General features: G+C 64.3%; 18 protein-coding genes. 13 read left to right on the top strand and 5 right to left on the bottom strand.

What is annotated here, in order from left to right; translation table 11 throughout:
• Positions 1 to 543 precede the first annotated feature (543 nt).
• Positions 544 to 1,296, top strand: a complete 753-nt coding sequence (locus tag RP6297_RS17845) for an autoinducer binding domain-containing protein (protein WP_009240084.1) — start codon at positions 544 to 546, stop codon at positions 1,294 to 1,296.
• 16 nt (positions 1,297 to 1,312) lie between these two features.
• Here the strand turns inward: RP6297_RS17845 and RP6297_RS17840 are convergent, their stop codons facing one another.
• Complete coding sequence (locus RP6297_RS17840) at positions 1,313 to 3,097, bottom strand: phosphodiesterase (RefSeq protein WP_172506168.1); 1,785 nt, start codon at positions 3,095 to 3,097, stop codon at positions 1,313 to 1,315.
• A 424-nt stretch (positions 3,098 to 3,521) separates the two neighbouring features.
• A complete protein-coding gene (locus tag RP6297_RS17835; protein WP_009240082.1) occupies positions 3,522 to 4,406 on the bottom strand; it encodes an aldo/keto reductase family oxidoreductase in 885 nt (294 codons plus the stop codon).
• A gap of 109 nt (positions 4,407 to 4,515) precedes the next feature.
• Here RP6297_RS17835 and RP6297_RS17830 point away from each other — a divergent pair, with 109 nt between their 5' ends.
• Positions 4,516 to 5,418, top strand: a complete 903-nt coding sequence (locus RP6297_RS17830) for a LysR family transcriptional regulator (protein ID WP_009240081.1) — start codon at positions 4,516 to 4,518, stop codon at positions 5,416 to 5,418.
• 117 nt (positions 5,419 to 5,535) lie between these two features.
• Here RP6297_RS17830 and RP6297_RS17825 read toward each other — a convergent pair whose 3' ends face one another.
• A complete protein-coding gene (locus RP6297_RS17825) occupies positions 5,536 to 7,182 on the bottom strand; it encodes an APC family permease (RefSeq protein WP_009277065.1) in 1,647 nt (548 codons plus the stop codon).
• A 361-nt stretch (positions 7,183 to 7,543) separates the two neighbouring features.
• Between RP6297_RS17825 and RP6297_RS17820 the strand changes: the two genes are divergently transcribed.
• Positions 7,544 to 8,899, top strand: a complete 1,356-nt coding sequence (locus RP6297_RS17820) for an MATE family efflux transporter (protein WP_009240079.1) — start codon at positions 7,544 to 7,546, stop codon at positions 8,897 to 8,899.
• 20 nt (positions 8,900 to 8,919) lie between these two features.
• Here RP6297_RS17820 and RP6297_RS17815 read toward each other — a convergent pair whose 3' ends face one another.
• On the bottom strand, positions 8,920 to 9,516 hold the full coding sequence (locus RP6297_RS17815) for a helix-turn-helix domain-containing protein (RefSeq protein WP_009240078.1): 597 nt from the start codon (positions 9,514 to 9,516) through the stop codon (positions 8,920 to 8,922).
• Positions 9,517 to 9,603: 87 nt separating this feature from the next.
• Between RP6297_RS17815 and kbl the strand changes: the two genes are divergently transcribed.
• The 9 genes from kbl to RP6297_RS17765 all read left to right on the top strand — a co-directional run bounded on the left by kbl (position 9,604) and on the right by RP6297_RS17765 (position 21,750).
• On the top strand, positions 9,604 to 10,821 hold the full coding sequence (kbl, locus tag RP6297_RS17810; RefSeq protein ID WP_009240077.1) for a glycine C-acetyltransferase: 1,218 nt from the start codon (positions 9,604 to 9,606) through the stop codon (positions 10,819 to 10,821).
• On the top strand, positions 10,821 to 11,804 hold the full coding sequence (locus RP6297_RS17805) for an NAD-dependent epimerase/dehydratase family protein (RefSeq protein WP_009240076.1): 984 nt from the start codon (positions 10,821 to 10,823) through the stop codon (positions 11,802 to 11,804). The genes kbl and RP6297_RS17805 overlap by 1 nt, the downstream gene beginning before the upstream one ends.
• A gap of 82 nt (positions 11,805 to 11,886) precedes the next feature.
• A complete protein-coding gene (locus tag RP6297_RS17800) occupies positions 11,887 to 12,156 on the top strand; it encodes a hypothetical protein (protein WP_223293312.1) in 270 nt (89 codons plus the stop codon).
• A gap of 578 nt (positions 12,157 to 12,734) precedes the next feature.
• Complete coding sequence (locus RP6297_RS17795; RefSeq protein WP_009240074.1) at positions 12,735 to 13,748, top strand: LuxR C-terminal-related transcriptional regulator; 1,014 nt, start codon at positions 12,735 to 12,737, stop codon at positions 13,746 to 13,748.
• 73 nt (positions 13,749 to 13,821) lie between these two features.
• Complete coding sequence (gene pgaA / locus RP6297_RS17790; RefSeq protein ID WP_009240073.1) at positions 13,822 to 16,293, top strand: poly-beta-1,6 N-acetyl-D-glucosamine export porin PgaA; 2,472 nt, start codon at positions 13,822 to 13,824, stop codon at positions 16,291 to 16,293.
• 5 nt (positions 16,294 to 16,298) lie between these two features.
• Entirely contained in the window at positions 16,299 to 18,506 is a 2,208-nt protein-coding gene (gene pgaB, locus RP6297_RS17785; RefSeq protein WP_370452721.1) for a poly-beta-1,6-N-acetyl-D-glucosamine N-deacetylase PgaB, read from the top strand.
• Position 18,507: 1 nt separating this feature from the next.
• On the top strand, positions 18,508 to 19,791 hold the full coding sequence (gene pgaC / locus RP6297_RS17780) for a poly-beta-1,6-N-acetyl-D-glucosamine synthase (protein WP_009240071.1): 1,284 nt from the start codon (positions 18,508 to 18,510) through the stop codon (positions 19,789 to 19,791).
• Positions 19,788 to 20,798: a PgaD family protein gene (locus tag RP6297_RS17775; RefSeq protein ID WP_037028633.1), complete on the top strand. Its 1,011-nt coding sequence runs from the start codon at positions 19,788 to 19,790 to the stop codon at positions 20,796 to 20,798. Before pgaC ends, RP6297_RS17775 begins: the two co-directional genes overlap by 4 nt.
• 766 nt (positions 20,799 to 21,564) lie before the next feature.
• On the top strand, positions 21,565 to 21,750 hold the full coding sequence (locus tag RP6297_RS17765) for a hypothetical protein (RefSeq protein ID WP_009240069.1): 186 nt from the start codon (positions 21,565 to 21,567) through the stop codon (positions 21,748 to 21,750).
• Between the two features lie 7 nt (positions 21,751 to 21,757).
• Here the strand turns inward: RP6297_RS17765 and RP6297_RS17760 are convergent, their stop codons facing one another.
• Positions 21,758 to 22,681: a LysR family transcriptional regulator gene (locus tag RP6297_RS17760; protein ID WP_009240068.1), complete on the bottom strand. Its 924-nt coding sequence runs from the start codon at positions 22,679 to 22,681 to the stop codon at positions 21,758 to 21,760.
• A gap of 126 nt (positions 22,682 to 22,807) precedes the next feature.
• Here RP6297_RS17760 and RP6297_RS17755 point away from each other — a divergent pair, with 126 nt between their 5' ends.
• Positions 22,808 to 23,896 carry a tartrate dehydrogenase gene (locus tag RP6297_RS17755; protein ID WP_004631332.1) on the top strand — a complete coding sequence of 363 codons (1,089 nt, stop codon included), beginning with the start codon at positions 22,808 to 22,810 and terminating at the stop codon, positions 23,894 to 23,896.
• Positions 23,897 to 23,982: the final 86 nt, after the last annotated feature.

The raw sequence follows: 23,982 nt of genomic DNA, 5'->3' as shown, positions 1-23,982 counted from the left end.
GTTATTTTTACTGCGGCGTTTTGTCGCTGGAGAGGGGTGCGCTCCTTGCTGGGTGTCGCGTTATCGCACCACCCAATGTGGCGCTGGCGCGCGCTTTGCGGTGTTCTCGACAGCGCAACCCGGCAACCCCTACAGAGGCGCACCTGGGGTGCCAGAGGCGGGCAATATTGGAAGCCAACGATACGAATTTCGCTTACCCCGAGTGTGTAAGAAGAACACCCGCCCAGACGGTGGGAGCGGCAATGTGGGCATGCCGAGCCTAAAAAAATCAGATTCAAATAATGGGTGCTTTTTTGCGAAAAACCGTTTGGCTATCAATGAATTTATCTCTGTATTGCGCTATTCCAATATTCGAGAAATTCTACTAATTGCATCGGTTATGCACGGCGCGCAATTCGTTTCGGATTATGTATAGTTTCAAAACGCCAGCGATTGCACTCAGCAAAACACAAGGCCGATCACGCTTTCCGTCAGTTTGAAATGAGGAAGGCCGGATAGCGGGATGCGCATGGCGATTCAGTGTGTGTTCTGGAGGCCGATGGGATGGGCGCTCACAACCAATTGCCGCATGACCGCGCAACAGCCTGGCGTGCGGCATTGCTGCATCAGTTGAACGGACTGCGCGATGCCGATGCTGTCATCCGCAGTCTGCAACCGGCGGTAGCGCTACTCGGTTTCGACTATTGCGCCTATGCCCTGCGTGCAGCGATCCCGATCACGCGCTTCAACACCCTCTGCTGGAGCACTTACCCGGAGCCCTGGTGTGAGCACTACCGCGTGCACGGTTATTTAGCCATCGACCCGGTGTTGCAGTTTGGGCAGCGCTGCGTCAAGCCTGTGCTGTGGTCCGGCATCGCCACGGCAGACGCGCGGTTCTGGGCGGACGCGCGCCAGCACGGGCTCAACCACGGGTGGTCGCACACCATTCGCGACCACACCGGCATCTTCGGCACCTTCAGCCTGGTGCGCCGCGCCACGCCCATCACCGAAGACGAACTGGCCGTCAGCGAGCCCGAAATGATCTGGCTGAGCCAGCGTGCACACGGCAGCATCAGCACGCTCATGGCCGAGAAGGTCTTGCCCGATGCCGCCACGCGCCTGAAAGAGGTTGAACGCCAGACGCTGCACTGGACGGCCGAAGGCAAGACGGCGGCGGAAGTTGCGGCCATCCTGGAGATGACCGAGCGCAACGTGAACTTCCACATCCGCAATGCCGTCACCAAGCTCAATGCCGCCAACAAGACGCATGCCGTGGTGAAGGCCGCGCTACTGGGGCTGATTCCAGCGACGCTGTAGCGTTGTCCGAGATGTGTCAGCCCATGGCCCGCACGGGCTGCGTGGGGCGCATGGCTTCCAGATGGAAACCGCTGTCGCTTTGCTTGGCGCGCCGCTTGGCGAGGGCGGCGGCGGTGCCGATGTCGTCGCTGTTATGTGCGGCGCCGGGGAGCACGTGCAGCGCGCCCACCGCCATGGTCACGAAGCGGAAGAACGCCGGCAGCCCCTTGCGGTCTTCTGCATGCATGCCGCCCGCGGCGCGGTCAGCCGGCGTGTACATGGCGAGCGCGTTGGTGTTGAATGCCGCCATGGCCTGCGTGATGCGCGCCTGCCAGTCGGCGCTCTGGAACAGGATCAGGAAATCGTCCCCGCCCACGTGGCCGAGAAAATCCCGCGTGGGTTCGCATGCGTTGGCCAGCACGGCGGCGGCCATCTTCAGCATCTCGTCGCCCTGCCAATAGCCGTACTGATCGTTGAAGGGTTTGAAGTGGTTCAGATCCACATAGCAGGCATAGAACTCCGCGCGCGCTTCCAGCAAACGTTCAATGTGCAGGTTCAACGGAATGTTGCCCGGCAGGAACGTAAGCGGGTTGGCGTAGCGCGCGGCCTCGATGCGGATTTCGTTCACGGTGCGCACCAGTTCTTCGCCGGTGCCCAGGCCCAGGTAGCGGCCATGCTCGGTGATGATGAAACCGTCGGTCAGGTAGCGTTGGTCTTCGCTCATCAGCAGCGCCGACATGTCTTCCAGCGATGCGGATTTTTCCACCAGAACCGGCTGCCGGTTGGCAAATGCCAGCGCCGGCTTCTTGCCGTACAGCTCGCGGTGATACGGCATCGCATAGCGGTCGATGAATGCACGGCGTGCGATGAGCGCGAGCGGGCGTTTGTCTTCATCGAGCAGCGCCACGGTGTGCAGATCGGGGTGGCGGTTGAACAGGTGCAGCACGTCGTCGTTGCTGCTGCGCAGGGGCAGGGTGGGTGCCATGCGCAAGAGCTTGCTGGCCGTGATGGCGCGCCAGCCAACGCGCACGGCCTGCGGAAACACCGCAATCTGCGACGACTGCAGCACGCGCGCCGCCTGGCTCGACATGTCGCTCGCGGGCTTGTCCTGGGGGCGTGCAAGGAAGAAGCCCTGTCCGAAGCGGATGCCCAGGTCGCGCACCACGCCCAGTTCGTCCTCGGTTTCCAGCCCTTCGGCAATGATGCTGGTGGCGCCGCCCTTGAGCGTCTGCTGCAGCGTGCGCGCGATGTCCAGCTTGGCTGGATGCTTGGCAATGTCACGCAAGAAATACTTGTCGAGCTTAATGAAGTCGGGCGTCAGTTCGATCAGCAGGTTCAGGTTGGCATTGCCGGTGCCGAAATCGTCCAGCGCGCACTGCAGGCCAAAATCGCGTGCCACCGACAGCGCCTCGGCAAAGCTGGCCAGATCATCAATGGGCGTCTGCTCGGTCAGTTCGATGACGATCCGCGAGGGGTGGAGGTCGTGGTCGGCAATGGCATGCAGCAGGCGCGCATGGTCTTGCAGCAACTGCCGCACGCCTTGCGCACTGAAGTTCAGGAACAGCTTGCCCGGCAGACGCATGGCCGAGAAATTGGCGATGGCCAGACGCGCGGCGGTCGTCTCCAGCGCAATCGTGCCCGCGGTGTCCGATGCGGCGGCAAACAGCGCAGCGGGCGACTCCATGGCCGAGCCTGCCGGCCCGCGCAGCAGTGCTTCGTAGCCGAGCACCTCGGTGGTCGACAGGCGGAAGATCGGTTGGAACACCGTGCGCAGCATCTCGGGCGCAATGCCCGCGGGCAAGGGAGTCGGTGAGAAAGTCATGACGTTGGCAGCAGACGCTAGATCGGACATTCTGCTAAACGACCCGCTGAACACAGAGTTGAATGAACTTTTTGTGACGCACGCAGCGGCGCGGGTTCGCGGGACATGGTCCCCACCACAGAGGGGCCCGGTTCAGAATGCCGGAAGCGCCTGCGTCTTCACGGGGCGCTGTCCATTGCGATCCATCCATGCCGGGCTTGACCCTCACATTGTGTGAGGTCCTAGCCTGTGTCCAAGCCAGAAGACAGGAGCCACCATGTTGTTGAAAGTGGGCGATCTCGCCAAACGCTGCGGTGGCAGCATCTGGCCGAGCGGAACCGTTTCGTGAACGCTGCAGCCTGCGCTTCCGCAAAATGGGCGGCGAAGACCGTCGCGTCCGTTTCAGCCGCCCGGTGCATCGACCGCCGGGCCGCCAAGCAAGGTATTACGACGCAGCGTCCGTGGAAAGTGCGACAGCGTCGAGTTCGCGCATCGCATCTTCCGGCAACGCAATCGCCGCTGCGCCAAGATTCTCGCGCAGGTGGCCGACTGACGAGGTGCCCGGGATCAGCAGAATGTTCGGCGACCGTTGCAGCAGCCAGGCGAGTGCGGTCTGCATCGGTGTGGCGCCGAGCCGCGCTGCGACATCGTTGAGCGTGGACGACTGCAGCGGGCTGAAACCTCCCAGCGGGAAGTACGGAACATACGCGATGCCGTCGCGGGCAAGCGCGTCGATCAGGCCGTCGTCGTTTCGGTGAGCGAGGTTGTAGTGGTTCTGCACGCAGACGATCTCGCAGATGCGCCGTCCTTCTGCGATCTGGTTGGCCGTGACGTTGCTCAGCCCGATGTGCCGCACCAGCCCCTGCCGTTGCAGTTCCGCCAGGGCGGTGAGGGGTGCCTCGATCGACCCTTCGGCCGGGCCATGCGGGTCGAACATGATCCGCAAATTCACCACGTCCAGCACATCCAGGCCGAGGTTGCGCAGATTGTCGTGCACGGCTTCGGTCAGCGCCTGCGCGGAAAACGCCGGCAGCCACGCGCCCTCGGCACCGCGCCTTGCACCGATCTTGGTGACGATGAGCAGGTCGTCGCGATACGGGTGCAAGGCTTCGCGGATCAGTTGATTCGTGATGTGCGGGCCGTAGAAGTCGCTCGTGTCGATATGGTTGACGCCCAAGGACACGGCCTCGCGCAATACGGCAAGCGCCGCGTCGCGATCCTTGGGTGGGCCGAAGACGCCGGGGCCGGCGAGCTGCATGGCGCCATAGCCGAGGCGGTGCACCTGGTGGCCGCCGATGGAAAACGTGCCGGACTGAACGATGAGAGACATGGTCACACTCCTGTGTCGAAGATCGAAGAAAGGGTGACAGCAGATTAGGCGCAAGCGCGGTGCGCGATAAGGGGACATAATCCGCACGGGTTGTGCGAAAAGGTGAACAATGAAAGTCGATCTGGGTGACCTGAATGCCTTCGCGGCGGTGGCGCAGGCCAAGGGCTTTCGCGAAGGTGCAAGACTGATGGGCGCGAGCGCATCCGGGCTCAGCGAGGCGGTGCGGCGGCTGGAGACGCAGCTCGGTGTGCGCCTGCTGAACCGCACGACGCGCAGCGTCTCGCCCACCGAAGCGGGGCAACGCCTGCTAAGCCGCCTGCGGCCGGCCTTGAGCGAGGTGGAAGCCGCGCTCGATGTCGTCAACAGCTTTCGCGAAAGGCCGGCCGGCACGCTAAAGCTCAATGTGCCGATGAGCGCCGCGCGGCTCGTGTTGCCCGCCATCATCCCGGGCTTTCTCGACGCCTATCCCGAGATCCAGCTGGAGGTCGTGGCGGAAGAGAGCTTTGTTGACATCCTGGCTGCGGGTTTCGACGCAGGCATTCGTTATGACGAGCGGCTCGAACAGGACATGATCGCCGTTCCGATCGGCCCGCGATCGCAGCGCTTCGCAACGGCAGCGGCACCCGGCTATCTCGATCGACGCGGCCGCCCAAACCATCCCCGCGACCTGCTGGACCACGCTTGCCTGCGTGGGCGATTTGCGAGCGGCGCCATGCCGCCGTGGGAGTTCGAGCGCGACGGTGAAGTGGTCAATGTTGACCCATCCGGCCCGCTGCTCGTCCGTATTGGGGGCGCGATCGATCTTGTCGTGGACGCCGCTGTTGCCGGCGTCGGCGTCGTGCACCTCTACGAAGACTGGCTGCGTCCACATTTGGCCAGCGGGGCGCTCGAGCCAGTGCTCGAGGCATGGTGGCGTCCGTTCCCAGGGCCGTATCTCTACTATCCGGGGCGGCGGCTTGTACCGGCTCCGCTCAGGGCGTTCATTGATTTCGTCAAGGCCGGTTCGGACTAGGCGCGATCCCAGCTTTAGCGGCCGTGGCTATCGCTGCGGCATCACCGCAGCAGAACAAGAAAAAACGCCCGCCGGCAGAACCGGTCGGGCGTTTTTTTTCAGCGTGCAACCGTGGCGTCAGACGCCTTGCGGAACTTCGCGCGCGCCGCGCTTGCGGTCACGCACTTCGGTTTCTTCGTGCACGCTGTCCACCTCGTCAAGATAGCGCGTGTGCCAGCCACTGACCACGCCCCAGTGGTAGAAGAACAGCGAAAGCACTGCCACGATGCCCATGTCCCAGCCGTAGGGGATGTAGCCGTGGCCGCCGAACTCCGTGCTGCCGCAGTACGACAGCGCTGCGATGGTCGGCAGGTAGGCGATCATCCACCACGCGCCCTTCAACTCCGTCTTGAAGTCGGGCCAGCCGGCCTTGGCCTGGTAGTAGAAGTACACGGGCAGGGCCACCAGCATCAGCACGATGATCTCGCCGGTCAGCGGCCACTTGGCCCAGTACAGGATGAGCGATGCGCACACAAACGCGAACGGCGCGATGAGCGACAGCCCCGGCAGACGCAGCGGACGATGCAGCTGCGGCGACGTGCGGCGCAGCGACATCACGCTGATCGGCCCCGTCAGGTACGAAATGACCGTTGCCACCGAAATCACGGCAGCCAGTGCACCCCAGCCGCGGAAGAAGAACAGGAAGATGAACGACACCGCCAGGTTGAACCACATGGCCGGACGCGACACGCCGAACAACGGGTGCACGCGGCCGAAGATGGCCGGCATGGTGTTGTTGCGCTCCATCGCATAGATCATGCGGGTGGTGGTGGCCATGTACGTGCTGCCGGTACCCGACGGGCTGACGAAGGCATCGATATACAGCACGATGGCCAGCCAGTTCAGGTTCAGCGCAATCGCCAGCTGGGCGAACGGCGAGTGGTAGTCAATGCCGTGCCAGCCATTGACGAGCGACTCAGGCGGCACCGCGCCCAGGAAGGCCACCTGCAGCGCCACGTAAATCACCGCCGCCAGCAGGATCGAACCGATCACCGCGATGGGCACGTTGCGGCCCGGGTTGCGCGCCTCGCCCGCCAGGTTGATCGGGCTCTGGAAACCGTTGAACGCAAACACGATGCCGCTGGTGGCGATGGCGGTCAGCACCGCAGACCAGCCGTACGGGGCAAACCCTTGACCTGCCACATTCGCGCCCGTGCCCGTGCCGAAGTTGCCCGGATGGAAGCCTGCCGCAACCAGCGCCACCGCAGTCGCGGCCGGAATGATGAACTTGAAGATCGTGATGGCGTTGTTCGCCTTGGCAAACACCTTCACGCCCCAGTAATTCAGCAGGAAGTACACCACGACGAGCACTGCCGACAGGACGAGCCCCGGCGGCGTCAGCTCACCGTGCTGGAAGAGCGACTGCGCCCAGGGCCACGGCCAACTGCTCATGTACTGGATCGAAGCCTCAGCCTCGATGGGGATGACGGTGACGATGGCGATCCAGTTGGCCCAGGCCGCCACGAAGCCCACCAGCGAGCCATGCGAGTAGCGCGCATAGCGCACCATGCCGCCCGATTCCGGAAACATTGCGCCCAGTTCGGAATACGTCAGGGCAATGGCCAGGATGACGATGGCGCCGATGATCCAGGTAAAGATGGCTGCGGGGCCCGCGACCTTTGCAGCGTGGCCGGCGCCGAACAGCCAGCCGGAGCCGATGATCGAGCCCAACCCGGTCAACATCAATGCCCAGGCGCCGAGATTGCGTTGTACGTTTTTTTCCAAGAGGAGTCTCCGCCCCGGCGAGTCGGAAGTTCGACAGGGCACCGCGGTTTGCTTACCAGTCCGCTTAGTTCTACCGAGGCGACGCTGTTTGGGCGCCGCCCGCCGTCCTATGTGGTGGGTCTCACCAGCCCAGGACATGCGTGTGCTGGGTGACGCGTAGCATCAACCGCACCTGTCCGGCCGCGATGAAAGGCAAAACACGGTGTCTGCCTTCCGGGGGGATTCGCGTATAGTCATCGGCGACGTTGTGCGGGGTGCCGCACTTGCCGCCCGATTCCGGAGCCCGCAATGGGGCGCAATGATAGCGAAATCGTGAGCGGTTGCACCCACTTTTTCATCGTTCCACGCAGTTTTTGTCCCCATGGACTCCTCTTTCGCCACTTCGGTTGCACCTGCGTCCCGGGCCCAGTGGCACCGGCGCGTGCTGACGCTGGCGTTTCCCATCGTGCTGGCCAACCTGACGCAGCCGATCCTCTCGGCGGTGGATACCGCCGTGGCGGGCCACTTGCCGGGGCCGGAATACATCGGCGGCGTGGCGCTGGGCGGGGTCTTCTTCAACTTCGTGTTCTGGGGGTTTGGCTTCCTGCGCATGGGCACCACGGGGCTGGTGTCGCAAGCACACGGCGCGGGCGACGCGCAGGCGTTGCGGGCAAGCGTGGTGCGCGCGCTGCTACTGGCCTTTGCCATTGGAGCGGTATTGCTGGTGCTGCAGGTGCCGGCGATCCGGATCACGCTGGCGCTGCTCGGTGCGAGCGAATCCGTCACCCGCATGGCCGAGGTGTATTGCCACACCCGCATCTGGTCGGCGCCGTTTGCACTGGCCAACTACGTGGTGCTCGGTACGCTGCTCGGGCGACAGCAGGTGCGGCGGGCGTTGCTGCTGCAGGTGTTCATCAACACCGTCAACATGTTGGCCGTGCTGACCCTCGTGCTGGGTGCCCGCATGGGCGTCGGCGGTATTGGCGCCGCAACGGCGCTGGCTGATATCGCAGGGTTTGGGCTCGGCATGCTGCTGCTCTGGCTGCAACGGCCCACTGGTCTGCCGCCGCTCACGCGCGCCGAACTGCTTGCCCGCAACGCTTGGCGCCGCCTGATGGGGCTGAACACCGACATCTTCCTGCGCACGCTTTGCCTTTTGGCTGCCTTCGGCTGGTTTGCCCACGCAGGGGCCAAGCAGGGCGATGTGGTGCTGGCCGCCAACGCGCTGCTGCTCAACTTCCTGACCTTCATGGCTTACGGGCTGGACGGCTTCGCACACGCAGCCGAGGCGCTGGTGGGCGCCGCCATGGGCGCGCGGGACCGTGCTGCGCTGCGCATGGCGGTTCGCGTGTCAACGTTCTGGTCGGTGCTCGGCGCTGGGCTCTTCGCGGCCGTGTACGCGCTGGCGGGTGCCGGCATCATCGGGGTACTGACCGACCAGCCCGCCGTGCGCGAAGCTGCGCGCCACCATCTGGTGTGGGCGGCGCTGCTGCCGATCGTGTCGGTATGGGGCTTCCAGTTTGACGGCGTGTTCATCGGCGCGACGCGCACGCGTGAACTGCTGGTGACGATGGCCGTGGCGGCTGCCGCGTTCTGGGGCTTGTCAGTCACACTGCAGCCGCTGTGGGGCAACCACGGGCTGTGGTTGTCGATGCTGGGGTTCATGGCGCTGCGCGGGCTGATGCTCGGGATGCTGCTGCCGCGCGTGTGGCACGCGCCTGCACTGCAGGCAGCCTAGGCAGCGTCGATCTGCAACGTCTACTGGGCGTATTCGACCACCAGCAACGCCGTCGCCACCGTCTTGCCGGCGTTCGAGATGGCGTGCTGCACATCCACCGGATAGCGCGCCGATTCCCCGTGCCGCACCTTCTTCTCGCTCGGGCCGGATTGCACCGTCACCGTGCCGCTCAACACAGAGATGTGCTCCTTCGAGCCCAGCTCGTGCGGCTCTGACGCCAGCACGCCGCCAGGCTGGATCGCCAGTTCATACCATTCGAAGCGCGCTGCCAGGTCGACGGGGCCAAGAATCTTCAATTCGCACTTGCCATCCGGGCTTTTGATGACTGGGATGGAGTGAGCGGGAATCACCGTCACCGCAGGCGCTGCATCGGCCGCGCCTTCGGGCGAGAGGAAATCCGCCAGCCCGACGCCGAGCGCGGTGGCCAGGCGCCACAGCACCGCGACGGTCGGGTTGGCCAGATTGCGCTCGACTTGAGACAGCATGGATTTGGACACGCCCGCGCGGCGCGACAGTTCATCGAGCGACAGCTTGCGCGCCTGGCGCAGTGTCTGCAGTTTTGCGCCAACGGCCGGTGGGCCATCGGTGAGGGCATCGGTGGCGGGGGCTTGTGCCATCGGTTGGTATCTTGTAAATTGAACAAATTATTCGATATATCGAACTTGTTCGGTTTATCGATCAACAAAGTCTACAGGAGCAGCACCATGGGGACAACGCAGGCCAGCGCTACGACCGACGCCTTCTACGCGCACATCCGGCGTGAACTGGACGCCATCGAGGAAGCCGGTCTCTACAAGACCGAGCGCATCATCACCTCGCCGCAGGGCGCTGTGATCCGCACGGCTGACGGCAAGGAGGTCATCAACCTCTGCGCCAACAATTACCTCGGCTTGTCGTCGCACCCGGAGGTGCTGAAGGCGGCGCACGAGGCGCTCGACTCGCATGGCTTTGGCCTCAGCTCGGTGCGCTTCATCTGCGGCACGCAAGATCTGCACAAGACGCTGGAAGCGCGGCTGGCGAAGTTTCTCGGCACGGAAGACACGATCCTCTATGGCTCGGCGTTCGATGCCAACGGCGGCTTGTTCGAAACGCTGCTGGGCGCGGAAGACGCCGTCATCAGTGACGAGCTGAACCACGCGTCCATCATCGATGGCATCCGCCTGTGCAAGGCGCAGCGCTATCGCTACAAGCACAACGATCTGGACGACCTGCGCGCGCAATTGCAGGCCGCTGACGCGGCGGGCGCGCGCTTCAAGCTGATGTTTACCGACGGCGTGTTCTCGATGGACGGCACCATCGCCCGGCTGGATGAGATCCGCGCCATCTGCGATGAATTCGGTGCGCTGCTGGGCATTGATGAATGCCATGCCACGGGCTTTCTCGGCAAACGCGGCCGCGGGTCGCACGAGCACCGCGGCGTGTTCGGCAAGATCGACATCATTACCGGCACGCTGGGCAAGGGTCTGGGCGGTGCGTCGGGCGGCTTCACGAGCGCGCGCAAGGAAGTGGTGGCACTGCTGCGCCAGCGCTCGCGGCCGTATCTGTTCTCGAACACGGTGGCGCCGTGCATTGTCGGGGCCACCATCAAGGTGCTCGATCTGCTGGAAGCCGACACCGCGCTGCGTGACAAGCTGGAAGACAGCGCGCTGTATTTCCGCCGCAAGATCGTCGAGCTCGGCTTCGATATCAAGCCGGGCGACCATCCCATCGTGCCGATCATGGTGTACGACGCACAGAAGGCGCAGGCATTGTCCAAACGCCTGCTCGAGTTGGGCGTCTACGTGGTCGGCTTCTTCTACCCGGTGGTGCCGAAGGGGCAGGCGCGCATCCGCGTGCAGATCAGCGCAGTGCACGAGCGCGCGCAACTCGATGCGGCGCTCAAGGCGTTCGAGACCGCCGGCAAGGAACTGGGGATCATCTGATGAGCACTGGCACCAGCGCGAATCTGGGAACGGCACCGCGCATCCTCATCATTGGCGCCAACGGGCAATTGGGCACGGAGCTGGCGGCTGCGCTGGCAGAGCGCTACGGCACTGGCAACGTCGTGACAAGCGACATGGTGCCCCGCGGCCGCCACCCGCAGATCCGCCACGAAACGCTGGATGTGACGGATCGCGGCCAGTTGCGCGAGATCATCGAGCGCCACGGGATCACGCAGATCTATCACCTGGCGGCGGCGCTGTCGGCCGCGGCAGAGCAATCACCCACGTGGGGCTGGGCGCTCAATATGAATGGTTTGCTGAACGTGCTGGAAGCGGCGCGTAATCATCGGCTCGAGCGCATCTTCTGGCCCAGCTCGATCGCCGCGTTCGGACCCACCACGCCTGCGGACAACACGCCGCAGAGCACGATCATGGAGCCGAGGACCGTCTACGGCATTTCGAAGCTGGCGGGAGAGGGCTGGTGCCGCTGGTATTTCGAGCACCACGGTGTGGACGTGCGCAGCCTGCGTTATCCGGGCCTGATCTCGTACAAGACCGCGCCGGGCGGCGGCACGACGGACTACGCCATCGACATCTTCCATTCGGCCGTCAAGGGCGAGCGTTATACGTGCTTTCTTGAGCACGACGAGGCGCTCCCCATGATGTATATGCCCGACGCCGTGCGCGCCACGATCGAGTTGATGGAGGCACCGGCCGAACGCATCACCGAGCGCGGCAGCTACAACCTGGCCGGCGTGAGCTTTACGCCGGAGCAGCTGGCGGCCGAGATCCGCCGCCATCGTCCGTCGTTCGAGGTGGCGTATGCGCCGGATTTCCGCCAGGCGATTGCGGCCAGCTGGCCCAATTCCATCGACGACTCGGTTGCCCGGCGCGATTGGGGCTGGAAGCCCGAATACGGTGTGGCAGAGATGACGGCCGACATGCTGCAGAACCTGGGGCACTTGGCTGCGCACCCCGCCTAGCCAGTTTCAGTCAGCGGAATTGCGGGCATTGCACGGCGCTGTTTTCTGTTTCGCTTCGATTGGTTGTGTTCAACAATGCAGCATGGCCATCACTTCTCCTTCCTGCCGCATGCCCCGTTCGACGCCCGACCCCGCGCCGCGTCATCGCGACGATCCGCCCGCCAAGCGCACATGGTGGGTGCCGGTGCTGCGCATGTCGGTGGCCGCGGGCGTGGTGGCAGCCATTCCGCACACTTCGATCCAACTGCCGTTCGCCGACGGGGCCTGGATGCTGCATACGGCCGCCGGCCTCATCTTCGTGGTGGGCGCCATCGACAGCCTCTTCCTCTTTGCCATGCGCCATAAGCCCTGATGGGGCGCATCGGCCATCTATGCACCCGCGGTCCAGGCGATGATGTGGCGCCTGTCGCGCTCACTCGGTAAGTTTTAAAACAGGTTGTAAAAACGTTCAGTGGACAACCGGCGGGATGATCCAGCCTGTCGTCACATGCCTCCGACTCGTAACTCAATCGTTACAGAAATGGAGTGGATTTGCGGCGTCGCACCAATCGCTGCTGCTGGCCGCCAATCCTTTGCCACAGTGGGTTTCCACCGCCTTCTGCACGCCGTCATTTGTGCCGCAAGTGTAAGCAGATGTTGCGCTGCACGGAGGTGGCCCGATGCTTGCTCTATGTGGTGCGGTCACTCTGTATGTGCAAGGCAGTTCCGCCACATACAGACAGGTTTTTCCCATAAGCGAATCCGGAACCGGATTGGTCCCCACGGTCCCCACGGCATTCGCACTTCGCTTCTCCAGAGCCGGCACATCGCCGGCGGCAGGGCGCTTCTCTCGGACGGTCCCGGGGTTTCGACGGTCATATGCGTGTTCGCCCGCAGTTGCAGGCGTGTGCGCGCCTGACCGGAATCGCTTCACAAGAAAACGAGGAAACCATGAAAGCAGTCCTGCTGGAGAATCATCCGTTGCTACGAGCCGGACTTGCGCAGTTGCTCGCGCATCCCACCCTCGGCCTGGAGGTCATCGCCCCCGCATTGCCTGCTGGCGTCCCTGGCGAACTGCATGCTTGCAATGAGCGCGCCGACCTGCTCGTCATCGGTTTGGACGAGCCCGATGGCCCGACTGACGCCGGCCAACTCGCTGCCCAATTGCGCGAGGCCATCGACAGCAGCGAGGCCAGCCGGGTGGTGCTGCTCGCGGCCAGCCTGTCTGCCGACGAGGCGCACGTTGCCATGACGTGCGGTGTGGACGCTTACTGCGCCAAATCGCAACCGCCGGAAGTCTTGCTGGCAATGCTGCGGCTCGTGCTGGCCGGTGGCCAGTCGTATCCGGCGCTGATGCCGCGTGCGGCCAGTGCGGCCATGCCGATGCTCTCGCTGGATGCGTCCGAAGCGGCGCAGCGGCTGAATGTTTCGCTGCGACAGTACGAAGTGCTCGTGCTGCTGTCGCGCGGCCACTCCGTCAAGGGTGTCGGTCGCCTGCTGGGCATTTCGGAGGCCACCGTCAAGACGCACGCGTGCACGCTGTATCGGCGCTTGAACGTGCGCAACAAGAGCGAGGCCGTGTACGCCGCCATGCGCCTGGGGATTCCGCTGGAACTGCAGGGCGGGGCTGCCGCCACCATCGGCGCTGGATCTGCACAGACATCCGTCCAGGTGTCTGGCGATGCGCAAGACGCCGACGTGTTCGTGCAAACCGCTGCACGCGCACCCAATCCGTTCCAGGCCGGCACGCCGGCCCGAGACGCGGTGATGGCGTCGTCTTCCCCCCAGATGGGAGCGCCCGAGCGGACGAATGCGTCGGTGAACGCATCGGTCACTGAACAGGGCGCCGAATCCCGCTGGGCCGCCATGACGCGGGCCTTTGGCGGCGCGACCGGCGGTGTAGCTCCTGCCAAGCCGATGCGCGCCCCGGTGCGCACCGCCAACGGTACGGCCCGCCTCGGCTGACGCAGCCCAGGCACCTCTTCATGCAATGCGGATGACGTGCGCCTGCACGGGCCGCCCACTGGACATGACAACAATGACACTCCACGAGCCACTCTCCTGGAGCCTGCCAGCCGAGCGCACCCGCGCGGCTGTGGCATGGCATCCCCGCCGCTGCGCAATTGCTGCCGCCACCGTTGTGGTGGTCGGTACGGTGCCCATGATCGCGCACGCCGCGACCGACGTTGCTTCCAGCGCGGCCACGCGTCGCCTGATCGACACGCAGTTGGCCGACGCGGCGGGCAAGGGTCCGGCCACCTCAGCATCTACATCTACCACCGTCATCGTCGGCGGTGACGATCTGCCGGTGTCTCCGGCCAGCACGCTGCTGGTTGCACAACAGGCGGTGCCGCCCGCAGAGTCGTCCGTGACGACATCGCCCGCGGCAATCGCGCAGACCCCCGCATCGTCGATGCCTGCTGGCCAGGCAGCCCCCCCGGCGCCTCCGTCTGCACCGCCGTCACCTACGGTGATCCTGCCGCCGGGCGCTCCGACACCGGAACCGGCTGCACAGGCGCCAGCCATGCCGTCGGGCCCGAGCGCTCAGGGTCCGGGCGCCCTGGAACCGCTACAGGTGTCGCCGGAAGCCGCCAATGCCGCCGCCACACATGCCGCCGGCAATGCCCCCGACAACGTGCCTGTCGGCCCGATGCCGACCGACCGCCAGGCCTTTCACGATGAGGTCATGCGGGAGTCGCGCGAAGGTGCCGCCACGCTGGCGCAAGAGCATCTGCGCGAGCATCCGGACTGGTTCAAGGAGAGCGAATCGTGGCACGTCGACCATGCCGCCGCCGCACAGCGCATCCGCTGGGGGCGCCAGCAGTTGAAGGTCATCAACGGACCGGAACGCTTCGTCATCATCGATCAGGCAGTGGCCGAGATCGAAGCGCTGCTCAAGAAGGTGCCCGATACGCCGGAGAACGCGGAGTTCCGCCAGGAAATCGTGGCGGATGAAGTGGTGGCATTGTCCTCGCGCGGGCGCATGAAGGATGCCGTCAAGCGCTACGAAGCCATGTCGCAGACCGGCAAGGTGCCGGCCTATACGCGTGTCGCCGCGGGGGATGCCTATGCGTATCTCGATACGCCGGACAAGGCTGCCGATGCCTACGCCCGCGCGCTCAAGGATGCGAGCCCCGGCGAGATCGAAACCGGTGACGTTCAGGAAGGCCTTTTCTACGCCATGCTCGACACGGGCCGCTTTGAAGAGGCGCGCGCGCTGCTCGACAAGATGAAGGCCGACAATCCGGAATATGTACGCCTGGCGCCGGAAGCCGGTACGCCCAATCCCGATTACTCACGCATCAAGCGGCTGGAAGCGCAGTACCTGATCCTGACGGGCCGCACGCACCAGGGCATTGCCGAGTTGGACAAATGGCGCCACGAAGCGCCGTTCGCCGCCTCGCTCGTCAGCGCTCGTGCCGACGGCGCGATGGTGCAGACCGAGCCGTACCGCTCGCGCGACATGTACAAGACGGCGCTTGCCGAGCACCCGGACGACCTGAGCGTGGTGGCCGGCTATGGCCGTGCATCGCTGGCGGTGGACGATCTGAAGACCGCCAAGGATGTCGCCAATGGGTTGGACGAACGCTTTCCCGAGAACGGTTCGGTGCGTGCGCTGCGCAAGGATCTGGACGTCTACCAGAGCCCGCAGCTGATCATTGAATCCACGGCGGACAAGGGTAATTCGGTGTTCGCCAACAACGAGTACGGCATCAGCACCAAGGCCTACAGCGGGCCGTTTGCCGATCACTACCGGCTGTTCTTCCACAACTTTGCGGGCCGTGCCCAGTTCGACGGTGCATCGCAAAGCCGCGTGCGCAACGGCGCGGGCCTGCAGTGGTTCGACACCGGCGTCGAAGTGAACGGCGAGGTGCACCAGTCGGTTGGTGCGGCGGGCAAGACCGGCGGCACGCTTGATGCCGCGTGGATCCCGAGCGATCACTGGAAGGTGTCGGGCATGGTCACCAACGATGACCTGGAGGTGCCCTACAAGGCGTACCAGGTGGGCGTGACCGGCAAGACCCTCAGCGGGAACGTGCGCTACACCTGGGATGAAACGCGCTACGCGTCGTTGACCTACGGCGTGTCGCGTTACACCGACAACAACCTTCGCAAGCGCTGGGCGGCGAACTTCTACCAGCAGGTGTTCACCTCGCCGCGCCACACCGTCGGCGTGCTGCTGGGGGCCGATACCAGCACCAACACCATGACCGGCCTGAACTACTTCACGCCGTCGCGCGACTACAGCGGAACGGCCACCGCCATCTGGTCGTGGACGCCCTGGCGCTATGCCGACAAGTCGTTCACGCAGCGCCTGTACCTGACCGGCGGCGTGTACAACCAGCAGTCGTTCGGCAACAGCCCGATGGTCGAAGCGCGGCTGGAACATGTGTGGCAGATCAATCGCAAGACGCAGGTTTCCTACGGCATCGGCTTTGGCCGCCATCGTTACGACGGCCAGCCCGAGAACCGCAAGTTCCTGTACCTGAACCTCAACATTCCGCTGTGATGCCCATGCAAGCTCTCCGACAACCGTCATTGCGACGATTCATCGCCTGGATGGCCTTGGCCCTGGTGCTGGCACTAGTGGCCGCCGTTCGCCCTGCTGCCGCCGTCCAGGTCGATTTTCTGCCAAAGCCCGATCCGGACGACGGCAAGACCTTCCGCGTGCTGTGCTTTCACGACATCCGCGACAACCTGCGCGCCAGCTTCGAAACGCTGCCCGACGCGTTTGCCGTCGATACCAAGATGCTGACGAACATGTTCAGCTGGATCCAGGCCAACGGGTACCACCCGGTCACGCTCGCGCAGATTGACGAGGCGCGCCGCGGCGGCAAGCCACTGCCCAAGCGCCCGATCCTGCTGACGTTCGACGATGGCTACGAGAGCCATTACACGAAGGTTTTCCCGCTGCTCAAGCAGTTCCGGTTCCCGGCCGTGTTCGGTCTGGTGACGGAATGGACCAACGCGCCGCCGGGGGCCAAGATCAAGCTGTCGAACACGCAGATCGTCGACCGCGATTTCTTCATGAACTGGAACCAGATCCGCGAGATGCAGGCTTCGGGCCTGGTCGAGTTCGCCACGCACACGCACGACATGCACCACGGTGCGCTCGGTAACCCGCAGGGCAACGAGATGCCGACTGCAACCACGCATGAGTATCTGCCCAAGCTCGGCCGCTACGAGACCGACGACGAGTATCGCCAGCGCGTGCGGGCCGACCTGCAGCGCAGCGTCGACATCATCCAGAAAAACCTCGGCACCAAGGTGCAGACGGTGGTGTGGCCGTATGGCGCCCACAACCTGATGGCTGACCAGGAGGCCACCAACGTGGGCCTGAAGTACATGCTCACGCTCGAACCAGGGCCGAACACGCCGGATGTACCGCTCACCGCTATCCGCCGCAGCCTAATGGGCTACGACACCAACACGGGCGACCTCGAGCGCTCGCTGCGCGAGCCCGTGACGCACCACGGCATGATCAACCCCGTGCAGCGCGTGGTGCATGTCGACATGGATTACATCTACGACCCGGACCCGAAGCAGCAGGAGGCCAACCTCGGCAAGTTGATCGACCGCATCAAGGACCTCGCGCCGCGCGTGGTCTACCTGCAGGCCTTTGCAGACCCGAAGGGCAACGGCGCGGTGGACGCGGTGTACTTCCCGAACCGCCACATGCCGATGCGCGCGGACCTGTTCTCGCGCGTGTCGTGGCAGTTGAAGACGCGTGCGAAGGTGGAGGTGTACGCCTGGCTGCCGATGCTGTCGTACAAGCTTCCGGCCAACAATCCGGCGGCCACGCACCTGGTGCAGTCGGTGGCCGGTGCGCCGCAGAAGCCGGGCACGGTCAAGCCGCCACGGCTGTCACCGTTCGATCCGCAGGCGCGCCAGATGATCCGCGACATCTATGAAGACCTGGCCAAGAACGCGATCATCGACGGCATCCTGTTCCACGACGACGGCGTGCTCGACGACTACGAAGATGCCAGCCCCGCTGCGCTCAAGGCCTACGAGGCCATGGGCCTGCCCGGTGACATCAACAAGATCCGCCAGTCGCCCGAGCTGATGCAGAAGTGGTCGCGGGCCAAGACCGCTGCGCTGATCTCGTTCTCGAAAGAGTTGATCGCGGTGGCGCAGGGCTATCAGAACGGCCGCGACATGCTGACCGCACGCAACATCTTTGCGGGCCCGGTGCTCGATCCGAAGGCCGAGACGTGGACGGCGCAGAACTATGACGACTTCCTGGAGGCGTACGACTACGTGGCGCTCGAAGCCATGCCGTACATGGAAGAAGCCAAGGATCCGAAGGACTGGATGAAGAAGCTGACGGCCGCCGTGGCCAAGCACAAGGACGGCCTGAAGAAGACGATCTTCGAGCTGCAGGCGGTGGACTGGCGCAACCAGGACAAGCCGATCCCGTCGACCGAACTGCGTGACCAGATGCGCGCGCTGCGTGCGGCCGGCGCGCTCAACTACGGCTACTACCCGGATGACTTCATTGCCGGTCGGCCCGATACCGAGGTGCTGCGCGATGTGATGTCGCTCAAGACGTATATCGAGACACGCAAGCCGCCAGGCGGCAATGCGGCAAGCGTCGAGAAGCTCAACAGCGGCGCTGCGCCGCAGAGCCAGCCGCCAAAGGCCGGCGAGGCACCTGCAGACAAGAAGCCCGCGACAACGGAAGCGGCAGCGCCGGCCCACACCAACAAGGCGGGAGGCTGAGATGGTGGACGCACTCATTGCCAAGCGCTGGATCTCCGGCTTTGTCTTCTACTACCCGTTCTTCATGTCGTATTTCTGGATGATCGGGGGGCTGCTGCATTACTTCCTGCTTGAGCGCGGCACACACAAGGTGAAGCATCCGCTGGCGCTGCTGGGGGTCAAGAGCTACCCCAAGGTCTCGATCATCGTGCCTTGCTACAACGAAGAGGCGAATGTGCGCGAGGTGATCAGCCACCTCGTGCGCATGCGATATCCGAACTACGACATCATCGCCGTGAACGACGGCAGCTCCGACCGCACCGGAGAACGCCTCAACGAACTGGCTGCGGAATACCCGCAGCTGGTGGTGATCCACCAGTCGTCGAACCAGGGCAAGGCCATCGGCCTCACCACCGCCGCAAAGGTGACCGATGCCGAGTATCTGATGTGCATCGATGGCGATTCGATCCTGGATGTGGACGCGATTGCCTGGATGATCCGCCACCTGATGGAAAACCCGACCATCGGTGCCGTGACCGGCAACCCGCGCATCCGCACGCGTTCGACCTTGCTCGGTCGCATGCAGGTGGGCGAGTTCTCGTCGATCGTGGGGCTGATCAAGCGGACGCAGCAGATCTATGGGCGACTGCTGACGGTGTCGGGCGTGGTCGTGATGTTCCGCAAACACGCTATCGAGGATGTCGGCTACTGGAGCAACGACATGCTCACCGAAGACATCGACATCAGCTGGAAGCTGCAGGTGGGTGGCTGGATGATCCGTTACGAGCCGCGCGCGCTGTCGTGGATTTTGATGCCCGAGACCTTCCGCGGCCTGTACAAGCAGCGCCTGCGCTGGGCAAAGGGCGGCATCCAGGCGCTGATCAAGTACGCACCGGCGATGGCGAGCCTGCGTCAGTCGATGATGTGGCCGATCTTCTTCGAGTACGCACTGTCGGTGGTGTGGGCGTACAACATGCTGATCGTCATCGCGTGGTCGGTGGTCGGCTTCTTCATCACGCTGCCGCCTGAATGGCGCATGGAAGCGCTCCCGCGCTGGCACGGCACGTTGCTCTTCATCACGTGCGTGCTCCAGTTGCTGGTTGGATGCTTTATCGACCGCCGCTACGACGACAACATCCTGCGCTATTTCATCGACACCGTCTGGTATCCGGTGGCGTTCTGGATCCTGAATCTTGTCACCACGGTGATCGGCTTTCCAGCCGTCGCCTTCCAGCGTACGCGTGCCCGTGCCCGCTGGACCAGCCCTGACCGGGGCATCCAACAACAACAGGGGAATTCGCCATGACCATGCTTGTCATTGATGTTTCGCGAAACTCGATCCGACAGTCGTTCTCGGATAAGGGTGTCGTCGGTACCTTGCACCACGTGCTGTGGTTCCGCATTTTCCGGCCGGTACTCGTGATCTCGATCTGGGGACTGCTGGGGCTGTACGTGGGCTACTCCATCAGCAGCGTCGGCCCCAGCGGTCTGCCATTCGAGCAACTTCGCATGTACGGCAACATCATCGCCGGCATGGGTGGCGTGCTGGTGGTGTGGATGATCCTGTCTCGGCTGGACCGCGCCGTTCGACGCAAGATCGCCCGTACGCCGGCTGTGCCGACGGCATCGGCGGGCGCCACCGTCCGTGCGTCGCGCGGGGCGCTGCACGGACAGCAGCAACCCGCCTGGCAGCGCCCACGCAACACGCGTCTGCTGGTGGTCGACCACGACGACGACGGCGATATCACCCACGTGCGTTCGTGGCAGGAATGGGCAGGCCGCCCGGCACCTGCTGGCACCGCGACGCCGCCCACGCCGTTCACCCGCAGCCCGGAATACGACCCCGACGAGCCGGTGCTCGGCTCCCGCCCTGTCGGCGAGGCGATCGTGCTGGAGACACTCGACCGCGCAGAGCCTTCGCTGGCAGGTTCGGATGCGCCTGCCCAGCCGCCGCGTGACGTCGCGAAGGCCGTGGATGCGATCACGGCGGACGCCGCAGGCTTCCATCGCTTCGGCTATCGCGGCCGTCTGGGCCGTAGCGATTGGGTTGAGCCGACCTCGCACGAATCGGCCGCGCAGACGTACGCAATGCGCCCCGGCATGGCCCGCTATTACGGCAGCGTGACAGCCGTGGTGCATGGCCGTGCTGCAGTGCAGGCGGCCGACCGCGCGACGGAACACCACCGTACGTGGCATGCATTTGGTGCGCATGCACAAGTGGAGGATCCGTATGCACGGCTCCAACGTGCCGAGCACATCGACCCGCTGCACGGCTTCGGCCGTCGCGGCAACATCGTGGCCAACGACGCGTAAAGACCAGTCCGAGCGCAACGCTCAGCGCCCCGGTGACGCGAGCCACCGGGGCGCTTTCTTTTGCGCAATTGACTTAGCGCAAACGGACGAGGGACGTTTTTTCTGCAATGCGCAATCGTTGCCGCCCGTGCGCTGCACCGCACGGCAAACGGTTGGCCCAGAGCCATCGGCGACGCGGCCGGTAACACTGGTGGGAGAAACGTCCCATTGCCCTCTTGAATGCCGCTGCGCGGATGCCTATGCTGGCTTCTCCTGCAAGCTCAGTTGCTCTCTCCCGATTTCTCGGCGGCTCTTGCAGTGCTCATGGTGTCAGTGAAAACCAAGCCCGCCCACCCGCACGGATTGCGTGCGACGGCCAACAGACAAGCTGGAGCCGACTGTGCTGAGTCCCCATGAATTTGCTGTCTTGCTTCTCGTCAACGACGGTGCAGAATCCGATGACCTCGACCGCGCCGACGTCGAAGCGCTCATCGAACGTCAGCTCGTGACACTGGAGCGCCGAGGCCCGGATCATTGCTATGCCCGGGTGACCCTTCAGGGCTACGCGCTACTCAAGGCATCCGGACACGTTCGCACCAGCGGCCGCCGAACGGTCGCCGTGTCTCACTAGGCCATCCTCCTCATGGCAGTGCAGCCAGGCGCTGCCTGGGCGCAAAGTCCAGGCGTCAAGTGACGTGCCTGCGGCCGATACAAACAGAAACACACCGTCTGTCGCCCGGGCGCTGCTTATGCGCGAGCCTGCACGCCATGGGGCCGACTGCAGCCCATGCCGCCAGCACATCCGGAAGACCACGGTCATGAACGTGCCGAACGCGTGGAGCGCCGCGAGGCGCACCGTGAACTGCGTGCCGAGCATCGCGACATCCGGCGCGACCGCGAAGTCCTGAAGCTCCGTGACCCCGAGGCACGCGAACGTGCGCACGACATCCACGAAGACATGGAACATCGGTGATCGAGCGTCATCCGATACGGGTCTTTTCGAACCTGCCCATCAGAAAATCCACGAACAGCCGGATGCGAGATGAAAGCTGATGGCGTTGGTGGTACACCGCATAGACGTCCGCCTCGGGCGTTGCGTATTGCGGCAACACCTGCACGAGCCGGCCGCTCTTGAGATAGCGCTCGATATCCCATTGGGCGCGCATGACAATGCCGTGCCCCTCCAGCGCCCAGTTCACCGCGATCTCGCCGTCGTTGGTGGTGAGATTGCCGCGCACGTGCACGGTTTCGGTCCGGCGCTTGGCACCTTTGCCGGATGCCAGCCTCCACACACCATAGGCATCGCTGCCCTGGCGGATACCGATGCAGTTATGGCGTGCCAGCTCGGCCGGCGTCGCGGGCGTTCCGCGCTCGCGCAGGTAGGCGGGCGACGCGCAGAGCAGGCGCCGGTTGGATGCCACCTTGCGCGCGACGATGCGTGCATCGGGTGGCTCGCCAAAGCGCACACACACATCAAACAGGTCCTCATTCAGTGGCGGCGGGTCGGCAGAGAGTTGCAGTTGCACGTCCACGTCTGGATACGCCTTTACATACTCCGAGATGGCCGGCGCGATGTGCATGCGCCCGAAGCCGAGCGTGGCGTTGACGCGGAGCAGGCCGCTTGGGCGGCCCTTGGCCTGTGTGAGCAGTTGGTCCAGGTCGTCGATCTCGCCCAGGATGCGACGCGCACGTTCCAGGAAGACCTCGCCTTCGGGGGTGAGGCTCATGCGCCGGGTCGTGCGCGTCACGAGGGGCATGCCGATGCGCGCTTCCATCTGTGCCAGGCGCTTGCTGACTGCGGGCGTGGTGATGCCCAGATTACGCGCCGCCGCGCTCAGGCTGCCGGCGGTCGCCAGCGCTACGAAAAAGCCGAGTTCTGCAGGTTGGACGCCAGGAGCCGACACCGTTTTACCTTTAACTCATAGTTAAGAATGGATTAACTTTAGAGCCGATCAGCAACCGTGTCCACGCCTGAGAATCGCTGCACACCCCACGGCGACGCACCGCCGGTTCCATTCAGGAGACACCCCATGAAGACATACCGTATTGCAACCATCCCTGGCGACGGCATTGGGAAGGAGGTCGTGCCGGCCGGTCGGGAAGTCATGGAAGCGCTGGCTGCCGCGGGCGCCGGCTTCGGCTTCGAGTTCGAGAACTTCGAGTGGGGCGGTGACTATTACCGCCAGCATGGCGCGATGATGCCGGAGGACGGCCTGGACGCCCTGCGCGACAAGGACGCCATCCTGTTCGGCTCGGCCGGTGACGCGCAGATTCCCGATCACATCACGCTGTGGGGGCTGCGCCTGAAGATCTGCCAGGGTTTCGATCAGTACGCCAACGTGCGCCCGACACGAATCCTGCCCGGCATCGACGCGCCGCTAAAGCGCTGCGGCCCGAAGGACCTCGACTGGGTGATCGTTCGTGAAAACTCCGAAGGCGAATACGCCGGCGTGGGCGGTCGTGTGCACCAGGGCCACCCGATCGAGGCTGCCACCGACGTGTCGATGATGACCCGAGCCGGTGTCGAACGGATCATGCGCTTCGCCTTCAAGCTGGCGCAGTCGCGTCCGCGCAAGCTCCTGACTGTCATCACCAAGTCCAACGCCCAGCGCCATGCCATGGTGATGTGGGACGAGATCGCCGTGCAGATTGCCAAGGAATTCCCAGACGTGAAGTGGGACAAGGAACTCGTGGACGCCGCCACCGCGCGCATGGTCAACCGCCCGGCTACGCTCGACACCATCGTTGCAACCAACCTGCACGCCGACATACTGAGTGATCTGGCCGCCGCGCTGGCCGGCAGCCTGGGTATCGCGCCCACCGGAAACATCGATCCGGAGCGCCGGTACCCGTCCATGTTCGAGCCGATCCACGGTTCGGCCTTCGACATCATGGGCAAGGGGCTGGCCAATCCAGTCGGCACCTTCTGGTCGGTCGTGATGCTGCTTGAACACCTCGGCGAGACCGAGGCCGCGCGTCAGGTCATGGCTGCCATTGAAGCGGTGACCGGCAACCCGGCACTGCACACCGGCGATTTGGGGGGCAAGGCGACCACTGCGCAGGTGACCCAGGCCGTCTGCCAATACCTCGCTACGAACCGAACAGCCAAAGCCGCATGACAGCGGGGCGGGCCAGGAGGCTTGCCCGTGAGACCGTCCCCGCACGAAAAGCACGTAATCACTGAAGCAGACGAAAAAGAGCTGCA

Origin of the sequence: Ralstonia pickettii, assembly GCF_016466415.2 — a bacterium.
GTDB lineage: Bacteria > Pseudomonadota > Gammaproteobacteria > Burkholderiales > Burkholderiaceae > Ralstonia > Ralstonia pickettii.
Note: the sequence above shows the minus strand (reverse complement) of the source record. Positions and strands in the feature narration are given on the sequence as shown.

What these genes read in the sequence shown, in the direction of transcription:
- RP6297_RS17830 (WP_009240081.1), top strand. Translation starts at nt 4,516, where the DNA reads ATGAAAGTCGATCTGGGTGACCTGAATGCCTTCGCGGCGGTGGCGCAG.
- kbl (WP_009240077.1), top strand. Translation starts at nt 9,604, where the DNA reads ATGGGGACAACGCAGGCCAGCGCTACGACCGACGCCTTCTACGCGCAC.
- RP6297_RS17820 (WP_009240079.1), top strand. Translation starts at nt 7,544, where the DNA reads ATGGACTCCTCTTTCGCCACTTCGGTTGCACCTGCGTCCCGGGCCCAG.
- RP6297_RS17765 (WP_009240069.1), top strand. Translation starts at nt 21,565, where the DNA reads ATGCCGCCAGCACATCCGGAAGACCACGGTCATGAACGTGCCGAACGC.
- RP6297_RS17845 (WP_009240084.1), top strand. Translation starts at nt 544, where the DNA reads ATGGGCGCTCACAACCAATTGCCGCATGACCGCGCAACAGCCTGGCGT.
- RP6297_RS17775 (WP_037028633.1), top strand. Translation starts at nt 19,788, where the DNA reads ATGACCATGCTTGTCATTGATGTTTCGCGAAACTCGATCCGACAGTCG.
- RP6297_RS17815 (WP_009240078.1), bottom strand. Translation starts at nt 9,516, where the DNA reads ATGGCACAAGCCCCCGCCACCGATGCCCTCACCGATGGCCCACCGGCC.
- RP6297_RS17755 (WP_004631332.1), top strand. Translation starts at nt 22,808, where the DNA reads ATGAAGACATACCGTATTGCAACCATCCCTGGCGACGGCATTGGGAAG.
- pgaA (WP_009240073.1), top strand. Translation starts at nt 13,822, where the DNA reads ATGACACTCCACGAGCCACTCTCCTGGAGCCTGCCAGCCGAGCGCACC.
- RP6297_RS17805 (WP_009240076.1), top strand. Translation starts at nt 10,821, where the DNA reads ATGAGCACTGGCACCAGCGCGAATCTGGGAACGGCACCGCGCATCCTC.
- pgaB (WP_370452721.1), top strand. Translation starts at nt 16,299, where the DNA reads ATGCAAGCTCTCCGACAACCGTCATTGCGACGATTCATCGCCTGGATG.
- RP6297_RS17795 (WP_009240074.1), top strand. Translation starts at nt 12,735, where the DNA reads ATGAAAGCAGTCCTGCTGGAGAATCATCCGTTGCTACGAGCCGGACTT.
- RP6297_RS17800 (WP_223293312.1), top strand. Translation starts at nt 11,887, where the DNA reads ATGGCCATCACTTCTCCTTCCTGCCGCATGCCCCGTTCGACGCCCGAC.
- pgaC (WP_009240071.1), top strand. Translation starts at nt 18,508, where the DNA reads ATGGTGGACGCACTCATTGCCAAGCGCTGGATCTCCGGCTTTGTCTTC.
- RP6297_RS17835 (WP_009240082.1), bottom strand. Translation starts at nt 4,406, where the DNA reads ATGTCTCTCATCGTTCAGTCCGGCACGTTTTCCATCGGCGGCCACCAG.
- RP6297_RS17840 (WP_172506168.1), bottom strand. Translation starts at nt 3,097, where the DNA reads ATGACTTTCTCACCGACTCCCTTGCCCGCGGGCATTGCGCCCGAGATG.